This is a genomic window from Pseudomonas sp. NPDC090752 (assembly GCF_055584805.1).
Genome location: NZ_JBVJLI010000005.1, coordinates 219,686 through 233,691 on the forward strand (window position 1 = coordinate 219,686; position 14,006 = coordinate 233,691).

The 14,006-nt window shown below is 61.9% G+C and carries 12 protein-coding genes, 1 pseudogene and 1 riboswitch; of the genes and pseudogenes, 8 read left to right on the plus strand and 5 right to left on the minus strand.

The features are described 5' to 3' along the window. Nucleotides 1–91: 91 nt before the first annotated feature. The gene (locus ACZ6YA_RS09715; protein ID WP_012312432.1) at nucleotides 92–493 is read right to left on the minus strand and encodes an acyl-CoA thioesterase; all 402 of its coding nucleotides are present in this window, start codon (nucleotides 491–493) and stop codon (nucleotides 92–94) included. 179 nt (nucleotides 494–672) lie between these two features. Next, nucleotides 673–771: riboswitch (S-adenosyl-L-homocysteine riboswitch) on the plus strand. A 20-nt stretch (nucleotides 772–791) separates the two neighbouring features. Between ACZ6YA_RS09715 and ahcY the strand changes: the two genes are divergently transcribed. The 5 genes from ahcY to ACZ6YA_RS09740 all read left to right on the plus strand — a co-directional run bounded on the left by ahcY (nucleotide 792) and on the right by ACZ6YA_RS09740 (nucleotide 7,310). Next, entirely contained in the window at nucleotides 792–2,201 is a 1,410-nt protein-coding gene (ahcY, locus tag ACZ6YA_RS09720) for an adenosylhomocysteinase (protein WP_465896877.1), read from the plus strand. Nucleotides 2,202–2,341: 140 nt separating this feature from the next. Further along, nucleotides 2,342–3,187 (plus strand): methylenetetrahydrofolate reductase [NAD(P)H], encoded by an 846-nt coding sequence (gene metF / locus ACZ6YA_RS09725; protein ID WP_465896878.1) that lies wholly within the window; start codon nucleotides 2,342–2,344, stop codon nucleotides 3,185–3,187. Nucleotides 3,188–3,280: 93 nt separating this feature from the next. Beyond that, nucleotides 3,281–4,357, plus strand: coding sequence for a hypothetical protein (locus tag ACZ6YA_RS09730; protein WP_465896879.1), 1,077 nt, complete (start codon nucleotides 3,281–3,283; stop codon nucleotides 4,355–4,357). 45 nt (nucleotides 4,358–4,402) lie between these two features. Beyond that, nucleotides 4,403–5,191 carry a substrate-binding periplasmic protein gene (locus ACZ6YA_RS09735; protein ID WP_465896880.1) on the plus strand — a complete coding sequence of 263 codons (789 nt, stop codon included), beginning with the start codon at nucleotides 4,403–4,405 and terminating at the stop codon, nucleotides 5,189–5,191. 220 nt (nucleotides 5,192–5,411) lie between these two features. Next, nucleotides 5,412–7,310 carry a DEAD/DEAH box helicase gene (locus ACZ6YA_RS09740; RefSeq protein ID WP_465896881.1) on the plus strand — a complete coding sequence of 633 codons (1,899 nt, stop codon included), beginning with the start codon at nucleotides 5,412–5,414 and terminating at the stop codon, nucleotides 7,308–7,310. A gap of 57 nt (nucleotides 7,311–7,367) precedes the next feature. Here the strand turns inward: ACZ6YA_RS09740 and ACZ6YA_RS09745 are convergent, their stop codons facing one another. The 3 genes and pseudogenes from ACZ6YA_RS09745 to ACZ6YA_RS09755 all read right to left on the minus strand — a co-directional run. Then, a complete protein-coding gene (locus tag ACZ6YA_RS09745) occupies nucleotides 7,368–7,946 on the minus strand; it encodes a YceI family protein (protein WP_465896882.1) in 579 nt (192 codons plus the stop codon). Between the two features lie 31 nt (nucleotides 7,947–7,977). Beyond that, nucleotides 7,978–8,529, minus strand: coding sequence for a cytochrome b (locus tag ACZ6YA_RS09750; RefSeq protein ID WP_465896883.1), 552 nt, complete (start codon nucleotides 8,527–8,529; stop codon nucleotides 7,978–7,980). A gap of 217 nt (nucleotides 8,530–8,746) precedes the next feature. Continuing rightward, nucleotides 8,747–10,327, minus strand: a pseudogene (locus ACZ6YA_RS09755) (flavin monoamine oxidase family protein); the annotation flags it as partial. 209 nt (nucleotides 10,328–10,536) lie between these two features. On the opposite strand from ACZ6YA_RS09755, the gene ACZ6YA_RS09760 reads away from it, so the two are divergent. From ACZ6YA_RS09760 to ACZ6YA_RS09770, 3 genes are all read left to right on the plus strand, one after another. Next, nucleotides 10,537–11,028, plus strand: a complete 492-nt coding sequence (locus ACZ6YA_RS09760; RefSeq protein ID WP_465896884.1) for a hypothetical protein — start codon at nucleotides 10,537–10,539, stop codon at nucleotides 11,026–11,028. A 79-nt stretch (nucleotides 11,029–11,107) separates the two neighbouring features. After that, nucleotides 11,108–12,514 carry an adenosylmethionine--8-amino-7-oxononanoate transaminase gene (locus tag ACZ6YA_RS09765; protein WP_465896885.1) on the plus strand — a complete coding sequence of 469 codons (1,407 nt, stop codon included), beginning with the start codon at nucleotides 11,108–11,110 and terminating at the stop codon, nucleotides 12,512–12,514. A gap of 147 nt (nucleotides 12,515–12,661) precedes the next feature. Then, nucleotides 12,662–13,384: a 16S rRNA (uracil(1498)-N(3))-methyltransferase gene (locus tag ACZ6YA_RS09770; RefSeq protein ID WP_465896886.1), complete on the plus strand. Its 723-nt coding sequence runs from the start codon at nucleotides 12,662–12,664 to the stop codon at nucleotides 13,382–13,384. Nucleotides 13,385–13,388: 4 nt separating this feature from the next. Here ACZ6YA_RS09770 and trhA read toward each other — a convergent pair whose 3' ends face one another. Next, entirely contained in the window at nucleotides 13,389–14,006 is a 618-nt protein-coding gene (trhA, locus tag ACZ6YA_RS09775; protein ID WP_465896887.1) for a PAQR family membrane homeostasis protein TrhA, read from the minus strand.

Sequence of the window (14,006 nt, forward strand, 5' to 3'; positions counted from 1 at the left end):
TTGCGCCCTTTTCGCGGGCAAGCCCGCTCCCACATGGACAGCGCAGGCCCGTGCGGGAGCGGGCTTGCCCGCGAAGCGGTGAATACAGGTCTTATTCCACTGCACTGTCCGGGAACTGGTCCTGCACATACTTGATCTCAGTCCGCCCGTGAGCCGCCGGCTGACCATCCTCACCCAGGTTGACGAAGACCATCTTGTCGACCGTCAGGATGCTCTTGCGGGTGATCTTGTTGCGCACTTCGCACTTGAGGGTGATCGAGGTACGGCCGAATTCGGTGGCGGTGATGCCCAGTTCAATGATGTCGCCCTGGCGCGAGGCACTGACGAAGTTGATCTCCGACATGTACTTGGTCACCACGCGCTGGTTGCCGAGCTGAACGATGGCGTAGATCGCCGCCTCTTCGTCGATCCAGCGCAACAGGCTGCCGCCGAACAGCGTGCCGTTGGGGTTGAGGTCTTCGGGTTTTACCCATTTGCGGGTGTGAAAGTTCATCTGTACTCCTGACCGGCTTGGCTAACGTGTAGTAATGATGGCAGAGCGGCCCGCGCCGCTCCATTGAACATCGACTATCGTCTCGATTAATCGACAGAAAACCTTGGGCGATGACTCACCCCGAGGCTATAATCTGCGCCGATTCACATGGTCACCCGCCGCGGTGCCATGCCCGCCACCTGTCCGAGGGGCGCTGCAGCAGGGTCACCCTGTCAGGCTCGGATGGGGCGTTGTCCGCTCCTCGCGGACGTTTAAACGCACAACGGCGCCCATTCGCACACTACGAATGGAGGCTCTCATGAGCGCTGTAAACACGCCTGTTGGTTTTACCGATTTTAAAGTCGCCGACATCTCCCTGGCTGCCTGGGGTCGTCGCGAAACCATCATTGCCGAATCGGAAATGCCTGCGCTGATGGGCCTGCGTCGCAAGTACCTGACTGAGCAGCCGCTCAAGGGTGCGAAGATCCTGGGCTGCATCCACATGACCATTCAGACTGCCGTGCTGATCGAAACCCTGGTTGCCCTGGGTGCCGAAGTGCGCTGGTCGTCCTGCAACATCTTCTCCACCCAGGACCAGGCCGCTGCCTCCATCGCCGCCGCCGGCATCCCGGTGTTCGCCTGGAAAGGTGAAACCGAAGAAGAGTACGAGTGGTGCCTGGAGCAGACCATCCTCAAGGATGGCCAGCCATGGGACGCCAACATGATCCTCGACGACGGCGGCGACCTGACCGAACTGCTGCACAAGAAATACCCGGCCGTGCTGGACCGCGTCCATGGCGTCACCGAAGAGACCACCACTGGCGTACACCGCCTGCTGGACATGCTGGCCAAGGGCGAGCTGAAAGTCCCGGCGATCAACGTCAACGACTCGGTCACCAAGAGCAAGAACGACAACAAGTACGGCTGCCGTCACAGCCTCAACGACGCCATCAAGCGTGGCACCGACCACCTGCTGTCGGGCAAGCAGGCCCTGGTGATCGGCTACGGTGACGTGGGCAAGGGCTCGGCCCAGTCGCTGCGTCAGGAAGGCATGATCGTCAAGGTCACCGAAGTCGACCCGATCTGCGCCATGCAGGCCTGCATGGACGGCTTCGAGCTGGTCTCGCCGTTCATCGACGGTATCAACGACGGCACCGAAGCCAGCATCGACAAGGCCCTGCTGGGCAAGATCGACCTGATCGTCACCACCACCGGTAACGTCAACGTCTGCGATGCCAACATGCTCAAAGCCCTGAAGAAGCGTGCCGTGGTCTGCAACATCGGCCACTTCGACAATGAGATCGACACCGCCTTCATGCGCAAGCACTGGGCGTGGGAAGAGGTCAAGCCGCAGGTGCACAAGATCCACCGTACCGGCGCTGGCGACTTCGACCCGCAGAACGATGATTACCTGATCCTGCTGGCCGAAGGCCGCCTGGTCAACCTGGGTAACGCCACCGGCCACCCAAGCCGCATCATGGACGGTTCGTTCGCCAACCAGGTGCTGGCGCAGATCTTCCTGTTCGAGCAGAAGTACGCCGACCTGTCGGCCGAGAAGAAAGCCGAGCGTCTGACCGTTGAAGTGCTGCCGAAAAAGCTCGACGAAGAAGTGGCCCTGGAAATGGTCCGCGGCTTCGGCGGCGTGGTCACCCAGCTGACCAAGCAGCAAGCCGACTACATCGGTGTGACTGTCGAAGGCCCGTTCAAGCCGCACGCCTACCGCTACTAAGCAGTGGCGAGCGCCAGGCGGCCTGCCACCTGGCGCTTGTAGTCGTTGAATCTTGATCGATGCCCAAGCCAGGCCGGCCCCCACCGCCCTGGCTTTTACTTGCAGCTTGCGACCCATGGCTTGCAGCTGAGGAAACAGAGATGTCACAAGAACGCCGCTACAGTTTCGAGTTTTTCCCGACCAAGACCGATGCCGGTCACGAAAAGCTGATGGGCGTCGCCCGCCAGCTGGCAACCTACAATCCGGACTTCTTCTCCTGCACCTATGGTGCCGGTGGTTCGACCCGCGACCGCACACTGAACACCGTGCTGCAGCTGGAAAGCGAAGTGAAGGTTCCGGCCGCCCCGCACCTGTCGTGCGTCGGCGACAGCAAGGACGAGCTGCGCGCGCTGCTGGCCCAGTACCAGGCTGCCGGCATCAAGCGCATCGTCGCCCTGCGCGGCGACCTACCGTCGGGCATGGGCATGGCCAGTGGTGAGCTGCGCTACGCCAGCGACCTGGTCGAGTTTATCCGTCAGGAGAGCGGCGACCACTTCCACCTGGAAGTAGCTGCCTACCCGGAAATGCACCCGCAGGCACGCAACTTCGAGGTCGACCTGGCCAACTTCGTGCACAAGGTCAAGGCCGGTGCCGACAGCGCCATCACCCAGTACTTCTTCAACGCCGACAGCTACTTCTACTTCGTCGAGCGCGCGCAGAAGCTGGGTGTGAACATCCCCGTGGTACCCGGCATCATGCCAATCACCAACTACAGCAAGCTGGCGCGCTTCTCCGACGCTTGCGGTGCGGAAATCCCACGCTGGATCCGCAAGCAACTGGAAGCCTATGGCGACGACACCGCGAGCATTCAGGCCTTTGGTGAAGAAGTGATCACCCGCATGTGCGAACAACTGCTGCAAGGCGGCGCACCGGGCTTGCACTTCTATACCTTGAACCAGGCCGACGCGAGCCTGGCGATCTGGAACAACCTGAAGCTGCCTCGCTGAAACTTTTTGGCAAAGTCCCGTTCAGAAATGCTTAAGGCTTTAGTCATAGACTAAGGCCTTATTTATTTCTGGGTCCCACAGGTCTTGCCAGCCATGCAGTCTCTTTCGCCTTCGCGCCCTCAGCTGGTCTACCTGGCCTTCGGCCCGGCCACTTATCATCAGGAAGCCTGCTTCAGCATCGTCAGCGCTTTAGCGCACCTGGACGCGGCGGCTGGCGAGGTGATGGACGTCCAGGTCTATACCGACAACCCGCAGCCCTATGAACAGCTGCCAGTTACCGTTCATCTGCTCGATGAGGCAACGCGCCAGGCCTGGAACGAACCCCACGGTTACCATTTCCGCAGCAAGCATGTGCTGATGCGCCACGTGCTTGAGCAACATCCTCTGGCGGTCCTGATCGACACCGACACGTTCTTTCGCACGTCACCGCTGCAACTATTCCGACGGGTAAAAGCCGGCACGCTACTGTGCAACGCGATCGGCGGGCGCTACGGCGAAAACCAGAAATGCCTGCTGTACAAGAACCTGCTGACCATTCTGCAATCGCGTGGCCTGGCGGATTGCCAGATGCCACTGGTCAATTCCGGGGTGATCGGCCTAACCGCCGAAGATGCCGGCATGCTCGACCACTCCATCGCCATGATGGACGAGTTCCATCCTCTGGCTCGGGCAGCCTACACGCTGGAAGAGTTCTGCCTGGCCGTGGCTGCCTACCGCACGCTGGCGCTGGCTGAATGCACCGACGTGATCCATCACTACTGGAGCCGCAAGGCCCAGTTCCGGGCCAAGATCCAAGCTTGGCTGCGCAAACACGGGCACCAACCCCTGAGCGCGGCCGCCCTGGCCGATGTGCTGCTGGTAAACGACCAGTTGCCACGGCCGCCGACCTTGCAGCGCCTGGGCTACAAGGCCCTGAGCATGACCCTGCCCAGCCGCGAACGGCAGTTCGCTCGTGAGCTGCTGTATGGCAGCTACCCCTACCCCAACGAGTTCGACCGCGCCTGCGCACCGGCATGGTGGGACAAGGCGCTACAAAACCTCAACGAGCGCCACGGCCACATGGAGCCCGAGCAACTGCGCCAGTGCCTGCGCCATCCAGGCCTGCGCTTGTCCCTCGGCGCTCGGCGCAAGGACATCGAAGCACATTTGTTGAGAGCCTCCCAGCCCTGATCCACACCACTGGTTTTGGCGTGTGCGAGCGCGTAATCTCGCGCCATGCCGCACATCGTTCACTTGCTCTGCATCCTGTTGCTCGCCTGCCTGAGCCCGTTGGCGCAGGGCGAACGCTTGCGCCTGGTCACCGACGACTGGGCACCTTACGTGTATCGGGATGCCGGCCAGACCAAGGGCATCGACTACGAAGTCACCACTGAGGTGTTCAAACGCCTGGGTATCGACGTGGACTGGGAATTCCTGCCCTGGAAGCGCTGCCTGGCCATGATCGAACAAGGCCAGGCCGACGGCGTCATGGACATCTTCATGGTCGAGTCGCGCAAGGCATACCTGGTCTACCCGCTCGAACCGATGTCGGATGTCGAGTTCGTGCTGTACCAGTCCAGCCGCCGCCGCCATGCCATTGACCAGCTGAACGACCTCACCGGCCTGACCGTGGGCACCTCGCCCGGGTATGCCTACGGTGCCGAATTCAACGATGCGCCGGGCTTTCGGCGCGAAGCCGCCCCCAGCCACGAAGCCAACTTTGGCAAACTGAAGCTCGGGCGCATCGATTTGCTGGTCACCGACCGCCTGGTCGGGCGCTACCTGCGCCGACAACTCGGCCTCGAGCAGCAGGTCGAGGAACTGCCACTGGTGATCAGCCGCCAAGCCCAATACCTGGGGCTGACGCGCAAACCCGGTCGAGAAGCACTGGCCCAGGCCTTCAGCGCAGAGCTGCGTCGCTTCAAGCAGGAACCCACTTACCTGGCGATAATCGAACGCTACATCGGCGACACCGGCCATCTTCCTGACGCCGTTGAGCAGCAGGAAAGCAGCACGCTGCGATAGCTCTGTTATACTCGGGCCTTCCCGCCCGGCTCACGCCCGGACGCTCGGCCTCGCAACAGGCATCCCGATCGGCATCGACGCCCTCCTTGGCGTCCACCTTCCGTTCTCCGGATGTGCAGTGAAAGCCCAGCTGGACCGGACGCGATCGCATCCCTCCGATGCCCGTCGCGCCAGGCAGAACATCCCTACGGGCCCAGCCCACACGAGAACAGGATTGCCCATGTCCTTTGCTTCCCTCGGTCTCTCCGAGGCTCTTGTCCGCGCTATCGAGGCTGCGGGCTACACCCAGCCGACTCCGGTGCAACAGCGGGCGATTCCCGCCGTGTTGCAAGGCCGCGACCTGATGGTCGCGGCACAGACAGGTACTGGTAAAACCGGCGGTTTTGCACTGCCGATCCTGGAGCGCCTGTTCCCAGCGGGCCACCCGGACAAATCCCAGCGCCATGGCCCACGCCAACCGCGCGTACTGGTCCTTACCCCGACCCGCGAACTGGCGGCGCAGGTCCATGACAGCTTCAAGGTGTACGCCCGCGACCTGCCGCTGGTCAGCGCCTGCATCTTCGGCGGCGTGGGCATGAACCCGCAAATCCAGGCCATTGCCAAGGGCGTTGACGTCCTGGTGGCCTGCCCGGGCCGCCTGCTTGATCTGGCCGGCCAAGGCAAGGTCGACCTGGCCCACGTGGAAATCCTGGTCCTCGATGAAGCCGACCGCATGCTCGACATGGGTTTCATCCACGACGTCAAGAAGGTCCTCGCCCGCCTGCCGGCCAAGCGCCAGAACCTGTTGTTCTCGGCGACCTTCTCCAAGGACATCACCGACCTTGCCGACAAGCTCCTGCACAACCCGGAGCGTATCGAGGTCACCCCACCGAATACCACGGTCGAGCGTATCGAGCAGCGCGTGTATCGCCTGCCCGCCAGCCACAAGCGCGCGCTGCTGGCACACCTCATCACCCTGGGTGCATGGGAGCAGGTGCTGGTGTTCACCCGTACCAAGCACGGCGCCAACCGCCTGGCCGAGTACCTGGAAAAGCACGGCCTGACGGCTGCTGCGATCCACGGTAACAAGAGCCAGAACGCCCGCACCAAAGCCTTGGCCGACTTCAAGGCCAACAGCGTGCGCGTGCTGGTCGCCACCGACATCGCCGCCCGCGGCCTGGACATCGACCAACTGCCGCACGTGGTCAACTTCGAGCTGCCGAATGTCGAAGAAGACTACGTTCACCGCATCGGCCGTACCGGCCGTGCCGGGCGCTCGGGCGAGGCCATTTCCCTGGTCGCGCCGGATGAAGAAAAGCTGCTCAAGAGCATCGAGCGGGTCACCAAGCAGAAGATCGCCGATGGCGACCTGATGGGCTTCGATGCAAGCCAGGTGGAAGCCGAGAAGCCTGAAGTTCGCGAACGCCCGCAGAATAACGGCCGCGGTGGCCGCAACCAGCAGGCCCGTGGTGACGGAGGCAAAGACGCCAACGGCGGCCGCAAGGACAAGGGCAAAGACAAAGGCAAGGCCAAGTCGCACGCTGCAGACAAGCCTGCCGACAAGGAAAAGCCCGCCGACAAGCAGCAACAGCCGCGCAAACCTCGCGACAAGAAACCGCGTCAGCAGCAAGCTGGCCAGAGCAGCGCGCCGAAGGCACAAGACGACCGTGCACCTGATGAGTTCCGGGACGACGACATCGACAACTTCGGTAACCGCGCCGATTACGTCAGCCCGTACCAGAACGCCAAGAACCAGGGTCGCAACCGCCGCCCGGGCGCAGGAGCGGGTCAAGGTCAGCAGGGTCAAGCCAACAGCCAACGCAATAGCAATGGTGGTGGTCAGGGCCGCAACGGCAGCCAGCCGCGCAGCACCAGTGGCGAAAAACGTCCTCCACGCAACAACAATGGTGGTGGTGCGCGTCGCGACAATAATGGCGGCGGCCGCAACCGTTCGGCGGGTCGCGATGACGCTTTGCGTCAAGAACCCGCAGTGCGCAGCTCCCGTGAGCCGCAGAACCAGCCCGTGATCATCCGCAAGGAATCCAAGCTCGATCGTTACCCGACGCCTGAGCAGCTGGACGATCTGCCAAGCCGCCCGCGTGGTGAGCGCCCAGCGCTGCTGACGCGCAAAGGCTCGTAACGCCGCCTCAAAAAAAACGCCGCCCCTAGGGGCGGCGTTTTTTTTGCTGAAGCTACGTTACTTCTGCTTCACGCCTTCGACGCTGATATCCAGGTCCAGGGTCTGCGAGGTAGCGCCCGGGCCCTTGATGCCGAAGTCGTTCAGGTTGAGGGTGGTGGTGGCGTTGAAGCCAGCACGCTCGCCGCCCCACGGGTCCTTGCCTTCACCGTTGAAGGTGGCCTTGAAGGTGACCGGCTTGGTCACACCGTGCAGGGTCAGGTCGCCGGTCACGTCGGCAGTCTTTTCACCGGTCGATTTGACGGCGGTGGACACGAACTTGGCTTCTGGATACTTCTTCACGTCCAGGAAGTCAGCGCTGGCGATGTGCTTGTCACGCTCGGCGTGGTTCGACCACAGGCTGGCGGTTTTCAGGTCGACGTTGATCTTGCTGGCTTCAGGCTTGGCGCTGTCCCAGGTGAAGGCGCCATCGAAGTCCTTGAACGTACCGTGAATGAAGCTGTAGCCCAAGTGGCTGATCTTCCAGTCGACGAAGGCGTGCTGGCCTTCCTTGTCGATCTTGTAGTCGGCGGCCATGGCCTGGCCAGCGGTGAACAGTGCGGTACCGAGCGCCAGAGCGGCAAAAGTCTTTTTCAACATCCTTTCTATTCCTTGCAATTGAGGTTGAGAGTCAAGCTTTGCGGCCCAGCATGCGGGTCAGGGTCGCGTCACGGTCGAGGTAATGATGTTTCAGGGCGGCCAGGCCATGCAGCACGGCGAAGATCACCAGGCCCCAGGCCAGCCACAGATGAATCACGCCAGCCAGGTCCGCCTGATCAGGCAGGTCGCTGATCAACGCAGGCACTTCGAACAGGCCGAATACCGGGATACCGACACCGTCTGCGGTGGAAATCAGGTAACCGGCGATCATGACTGCAAACAGCCCCAGGTACAGCGCCAGGTGCCCCAGTTTGGCGGCCATGCGGGTAATTGCCCCGTGGTTGGCCGGCGCCGGAGGCGGTGGGCTGATGAACCGCCACAGTACACGCAACAGCATGACAGCCAGCAACACCAGGCCGATGCTTTTGTGCAGGTCCGGGCCGGATTTGCGCCAAGGGCTGTAATAGTCGAGACCGACCATCCACAGGCCCAGGCCGAACAGGCCGAAGACTGCCAGCGCAACGCCCCAGTGCAGGACAATGCTGACCACGCCGTAGCGAGAAGGTGAGTTGCGCAGTTGCATGATGCAATGTTTCCCCGTGAAAGCTGTGCACAGACTAACGTGTAACGTATCGAATAAAAGCAGAAAAAACTGCTTTGGATTATCGACAAATCCGATAATTAGTGTGCTTGTTCGCTATTAAGGAAACATTAACCATAGTAGGAGACCTTGCAGTTGTCAGTACCGGCCTGTGCACAGGCCAACGTGCGAATAGACCGGTACTGATACACGTTCAGCCCGCCATACCGAACAGGCGCGAGAAGAACCCAGGCTTTTCCTGAGCAGACGCTTCGGCCTTCACCGGCTCAGCCTTGGCAGGCACTGCATCGGCCTTTTCACCCTTGTCTGCCCCACCCCCGAACAGGTTCGAGAAGAAGCCGCCTTCTTTCTTCGACGGCGCAGCCGGAGCCGCAGCAGTCGGGGCTTTGAACAGGTCGAACGACTTGCCAGCCAGCAGCTCCTGCACCTGACCGGCAGCACGTTGACCGCTGCGCAGGGCACCTTCGAGGGTACCTGGGTACAGCGCGTCGGTATGCTCACCGGCAAACGCAATACGCTGCACCGGACGCTCCCACAGACGCCAGTATTTGCTGATCTGGCCTGGCCCATAGGCCAGGTAGGCACCGCCCATACCCGCATCGGCGCTGTAGCGCTTGACCTCATAGCCAGTGAACGCACCGCGGGCCTGTGGATAGAAAGCATGCAGGCGGATCAGCACCTGGTCGACCATCTGCTTGTCGCCGAATGCCTGCAACAGGCGGGCGTTGTCACCCGAAAGGTTGATCACCACGTTGGCACCGCCCTTGAGCGCCGGCTCGATCCACAGCATTCCCAGGCCGGTGTTGCTGAAGATTTCACCCGACATCCGCGCCCGGCTTTCCCACACCGGCTGCTTGAACTTGAGCATCAGCTGGTCACGCCAACCGTAGTTGGTGGCTCTAAGCGCCGCCACGTGCTGGGTATCCAGACCCGGGGTGATCTGAATCTTGGCCAGGGCACGCAGGGGCACAGCCATGACCAGGTAATCGGCCTGGTAGCTGGTGCTGCCGACCTTGACCGTCACAGCGTCCTTGTCCTGCACGATGGCGGTGACCGGCGAGCTGGTCTTGATGGTTTTCAGCTGTTTGACGAAGGCCTGGGCCAGCACCGGGCTGCCGCCTGGCAAGCGTGCAGCACGCAAGTCGCGGTCGCTGACGCCGCGGTAGACACGGTTCTGTTGGGCGAAATACAACAGAGAGAGACGCGATGGCTCATCGTAGCGGGTGCGAATCTGCTGGTTGACCAACTGCCGCGCGGTGCTCGGCAGCTGCAGCTTGTCGAGCCAGGTCGACACGTTCATCTGGTCGAGGGCGAACAGCGTGCTGGTGGCCTGTGGTTTGAGCGGGTCATCGATCGAACGGGCCAGGTCGTCGAGGGTTTTTTCGTAGCGCTTGAGCGCCTCTGCGGTGGCTGGCTGCTTGGTGGATAGGTCGCTTGCGCTGAAGTATTCACCGTCGATCAGGTAACCCGGAGTACGCACGAATTCGGGCGCGGGCAGTGTATCCAGCTTGAAACGGTCGAGGTACTGGTTAAGCACCGGCTGGGCCTTGCCGTTGCCGATCCATTCACTGGTCGCCAGACCCGAGCGGCCACCCATGCCCGCCTTGGCTTCCAGCAAGGTCACCTGCCAGCCTTTGTTCTGCAGCTCGTAAGCCGCGGTCAGGCCCGCCAGGCCACCACCCACCACGATTGCCGTAGGTGTCTTGTCCTTTGCCAGCGCGGCGCCGCTGGACACACCGATCAATACCAACGCGCACAGGCGCACCCAAGCAGCAGCCATGATGGCGAACTCCGAGTTGACTTGCAGAAATGGGAAGAGGCAGGACTGCCCCGAGCGATGATGTGTTAAGAATACGTCAGGTCTGGGCACCCTGCCACCACAGCAGCAACAAGTGCCTTTGGCAACTGGCATTTTTGTCAGTAGCGCAAGACCGAGGCGCTGGGTAAAGCTGTTGCGAGCGGGGGACAAACCGACAAAAGGAACTGCACATGACCTATGAAGAGCACTTCGCCCACGTCCAACGGCAGCCTCTGTCCTATAAAAGGCCATTTGTTATGCCTTCAGGATTGAGTATCCGCGCAAACGGCACATCCTTGACGGGTTTTCATGACGCATTCAAAGGCGAAGACGGTATTGAACTGGTGATCGGCGAGCACAGCGATGTGGAAATCGCGTTTACGCAGGAGGTCGAAAGTCTGCTGATCGAATACTACGTGGTCAGCGACCAGCATTTTGACGATGTACAGATGCTGCTCGATACCGATGGTTACGACATGGACCCATTCACCCCAGCGCCGCGCAACTTTTATTGGTTAACCCTTACCGGCAGCGGTTATACCGAATTCATGCCAGGTCCGATTTCCACCCAACCCTACTATCAACATCTGGCCGGGCCATTCCGCCGGCTGACCATCTCCACGTCGCAAGCCGGCACCGTGCATATCCGTAAGCTCAAATGGACCCGCACCTGCCGCCATTGAACCGCAGCGGTTGTCCTGCCCCCCAGCATTGCTTAGGCTTACGCGGTCAAACCAAGCCGTAACGCCAGGAGAAGTGCCGATGGGCCTCAACGATCAGTGGATGCAGCGCGACCTCAAGGTCCTGTGGCACCCCTGCACCCAGATGAAAGACCACGAGCAGCTGCCGCTGATCCCGATCAAACGTGGCGAAGGCGTATGGCTCGAAGATTTCGAAGGCAAGCGCTACCTGGATGCGGTCAGCAGCTGGTGGGTCAATGTGTTCGGCCACGCCAACCCACGCATCAACCAGCGCATCAAGGACCAGGTCGACCAGCTCGAACATGTGATCCTGGCCGGCTTCAGCCATCAACCGGTGATCGAACTGTCCGAGCGCCTGGTGGCCATGACTCCGGCCGGGCTGGACAGAGTGTTCTATGCCGACAACGGCTCGTCGTGCATCGAAGTGGCGCTGAAGATGAGCTTCCACTACTGGCTGAACATCGGCAAACCGGCGAAAAAGCGTTTCGTCACCCTGACCAACAGCTACCACGGTGAAACCATCGCCGCCATGTCGGTCGGCGATGTGCCGTTGTTCACCGAGACCTACAAGGCGTTACTGCTCGATACCATCAAAGTGCCGAGCCCCGACTGCTACCTGCGCCCTGAAGGCATGGGCTGGGAAGAACACTCGCGCAACCTGTTCCAGGCCATGGAACAGACCCTGGCCGAACACCACGAAACCATTGCCGCTGTGATCATCGAGCCGTTGATCCAGGGCGCCGGCGGCATGCGTATGTACCACCCGGTCTACCTCAAGCTGCTGCGCGAAGCCTGCGACCGCTATGGCGTGCACCTGATCCACGACGAAATCGCCGTGGGCTTCGGCCGCACCGGCACGATGTTCGCTTGCGAACAGGCTGGCATCCGCCCGGACTTCCTGTGCCTGTCCAAGGCGTTGACCGGCGGTTACCTGCCGCTGGCCGCCTGCCTGACTACAGACACGGTGTACCAGGCGTTCTACGACGACTACCCGACCCTGCGCGCGTTCCTCCATTCGCACAGCTACACCGGCAATCCGCTGGCCTGCGCGGCGGCGTTGGCGACCCTGGATATCTTCGAACAGGACAACGTGATCGAGGCCAACAAGGCGTTGTCCGCGCGCATGGCCAGCGCCACGGCACATTTGGCTGATCACGCGCATGTCGCGGAAATCCGCCAGACCGGCATGGCCCTGGCGATCGAGATGGTCCAGGACAAGGCCGGCAAGGTCGCCTACCCGTGGCAAGAACGCCGCGGCCTGAAGGTGTTCGAGCACGCTCTGACGCGAGGCGCCCTGCTGCGCCCGCTGGGCAGCGTGGTGTACTTCCTGCCGCCGTACGTGATCACCCCAGAGCAGATCGACTTCCTGGCCGAAGTGGCGACCGAAGGGATCGATATCGCGACACGCGATTGCGTCAGCGTTGCCGTACCGGCCAATTTCCACCCCGATTTCCGCGATCCGGGCTAACCCCCGAGATTCGCCACACTACAACCCCTGTGGGAGCGGGCTTGCCCGCGAACAAGGGCGAAGCCCTTGCCAGACACTGTGGTGCCGGCTTCGCGGGCAAGCCCGCTCCCACAGGGGATCTGTGCCTCTTTTGAACCGAGCAAACACATGAGACTGTCCCGTTTCTTCATCGATGCCCCCCTGAGCCTTGGCGAGCACGACCTGCCCGAAGCCCAAGCCCACTACATCGGCCGCGTATTGCGCATGGCTGCCGGCGATGCCGTGCAGCTGTTCGACGGCAGCGGCCAGGAATACCTCGGCCAGCTTCTGGAAGTGGGCAAGAAAACCGTGCGCGTCAGCCTCGACCAGGCCCTCGCCGGCCAGGCCGAGTCGCCGCTGCATATCCACCTTGGCCAAGGTCTGTCCCGTGGCGAGCGCATGGATTGGGCAATCCAGAAGGCCACTGAGCTTGGCGCCAACGAAATCACCCCGATCGTCAGCGAGCGCTGCGAAGTGCGGCTGAAGGACGAGCGCGCCGACAAACGCCTGGCCCATTGGCGCCAGGTAGCGATCAGCGCCTGTGAGCAGTGCGGCCGTTCGACCTTGCCGGTGATCCACCCGCCCGTGACCTTGGCCGACTGGATCAAGGGCAGCGATGCCGACCTCAAGCTGGTGCTGCACCCGGTCGCCGAGCCGCTGACCAGCCACGACAAGCCGGCGCGCCTGGCCTTCCTCATCGGCCCAGAAGGTGGCTTGAGCGATGCCGAGGTCGAGCAGGCCAAGGGCGCCGGCTTCCACGCCGCCCGCCTCGGCCCGCGCGTACTGCGCACCGAGACCGCGCCGGTGGTGGCGCTGTCGGTGGCGCAGCAGTTGTGGGGTGACTTTTCGTAAACAGCTAACGTACGTAAAGCGACACCGCCACGAAGTGCATCAGGCTGCCCACGATCACGAACAGGTGCCAGATACCATGTGCATGGCGCAAGCGGCTGTCCAGGGCGAAAAAGATGATACCCACGGTGTAGAACACCCCGCCGGCCGCCAACCAGGCGAAGCCGGCGGTGCCCAGGCTATGCAGCAGCGGCTTGACCGCCACCAGCACGATCCAGCCCATCACCGCGTAAATGATGATCGACAGGACCCGCGCCTCCGAACGCGGCTTGATCTCCTGCAACATGCCGATCACCGCCAGCCCCCAGACCACCCCGAACAGGCTCCAGCCCCAGGGCCCGCGCAGGCTCACCAGGCAGAACGGCGTGTAGCTGCCGGCGATCAGCAGGTAGATCGACAGGTGGTCGAGCTTGCGCATGATCACTTTCGCTCGGCCGCGAGTGCTGTGGTAGAGGGTTGAAATGCTATAGAGCAGCAGCAGTGTGCCGCCGTAGATGGAGAAACTGACGATCTTCCAAGGGTCACCCTGCAGGCCCGCGACGACGATCAGCCAGATGGCACCGATGCTGGCCAGGACAGCACCGACCAGGTGGGTCCAGGCGTTGAAGCGTTCACCATAATACAT

Bases quoted from the DNA above. Each gene is read 5' to 3' on its own strand.
- ACZ6YA_RS09715 (WP_012312432.1), bottom strand. From the start codon at position 493: ATGAACTTTCACACCCGCAAATGGGTAAAACCCGAAGACCTCAACCCC.
- ahcY (WP_465896877.1), top strand. From the start codon at position 792: ATGAGCGCTGTAAACACGCCTGTTGGTTTTACCGATTTTAAAGTCGCC.
- metF (WP_465896878.1), top strand. From the start codon at position 2,342: ATGTCACAAGAACGCCGCTACAGTTTCGAGTTTTTCCCGACCAAGACC.
- ACZ6YA_RS09730 (WP_465896879.1), top strand. From the start codon at position 3,281: ATGCAGTCTCTTTCGCCTTCGCGCCCTCAGCTGGTCTACCTGGCCTTC.
- ACZ6YA_RS09735 (WP_465896880.1), top strand. From the start codon at position 4,403: ATGCCGCACATCGTTCACTTGCTCTGCATCCTGTTGCTCGCCTGCCTG.
- ACZ6YA_RS09740 (WP_465896881.1), top strand. From the start codon at position 5,412: ATGTCCTTTGCTTCCCTCGGTCTCTCCGAGGCTCTTGTCCGCGCTATC.
- ACZ6YA_RS09745 (WP_465896882.1), bottom strand. From the start codon at position 7,946: ATGTTGAAAAAGACTTTTGCCGCTCTGGCGCTCGGTACCGCACTGTTC.
- ACZ6YA_RS09750 (WP_465896883.1), bottom strand. From the start codon at position 8,529: ATGCAACTGCGCAACTCACCTTCTCGCTACGGCGTGGTCAGCATTGTC.
- ACZ6YA_RS09760 (WP_465896884.1), top strand. From the start codon at position 10,537: ATGACCTATGAAGAGCACTTCGCCCACGTCCAACGGCAGCCTCTGTCC.
- ACZ6YA_RS09765 (WP_465896885.1), top strand. From the start codon at position 11,108: ATGGGCCTCAACGATCAGTGGATGCAGCGCGACCTCAAGGTCCTGTGG.
- ACZ6YA_RS09770 (WP_465896886.1), top strand. From the start codon at position 12,662: ATGAGACTGTCCCGTTTCTTCATCGATGCCCCCCTGAGCCTTGGCGAG.
- trhA (WP_465896887.1), bottom strand. From the start codon at position 14,006: ATGTATTATGGTGAACGCTTCAACGCCTGGACCCACCTGGTCGGTGCT.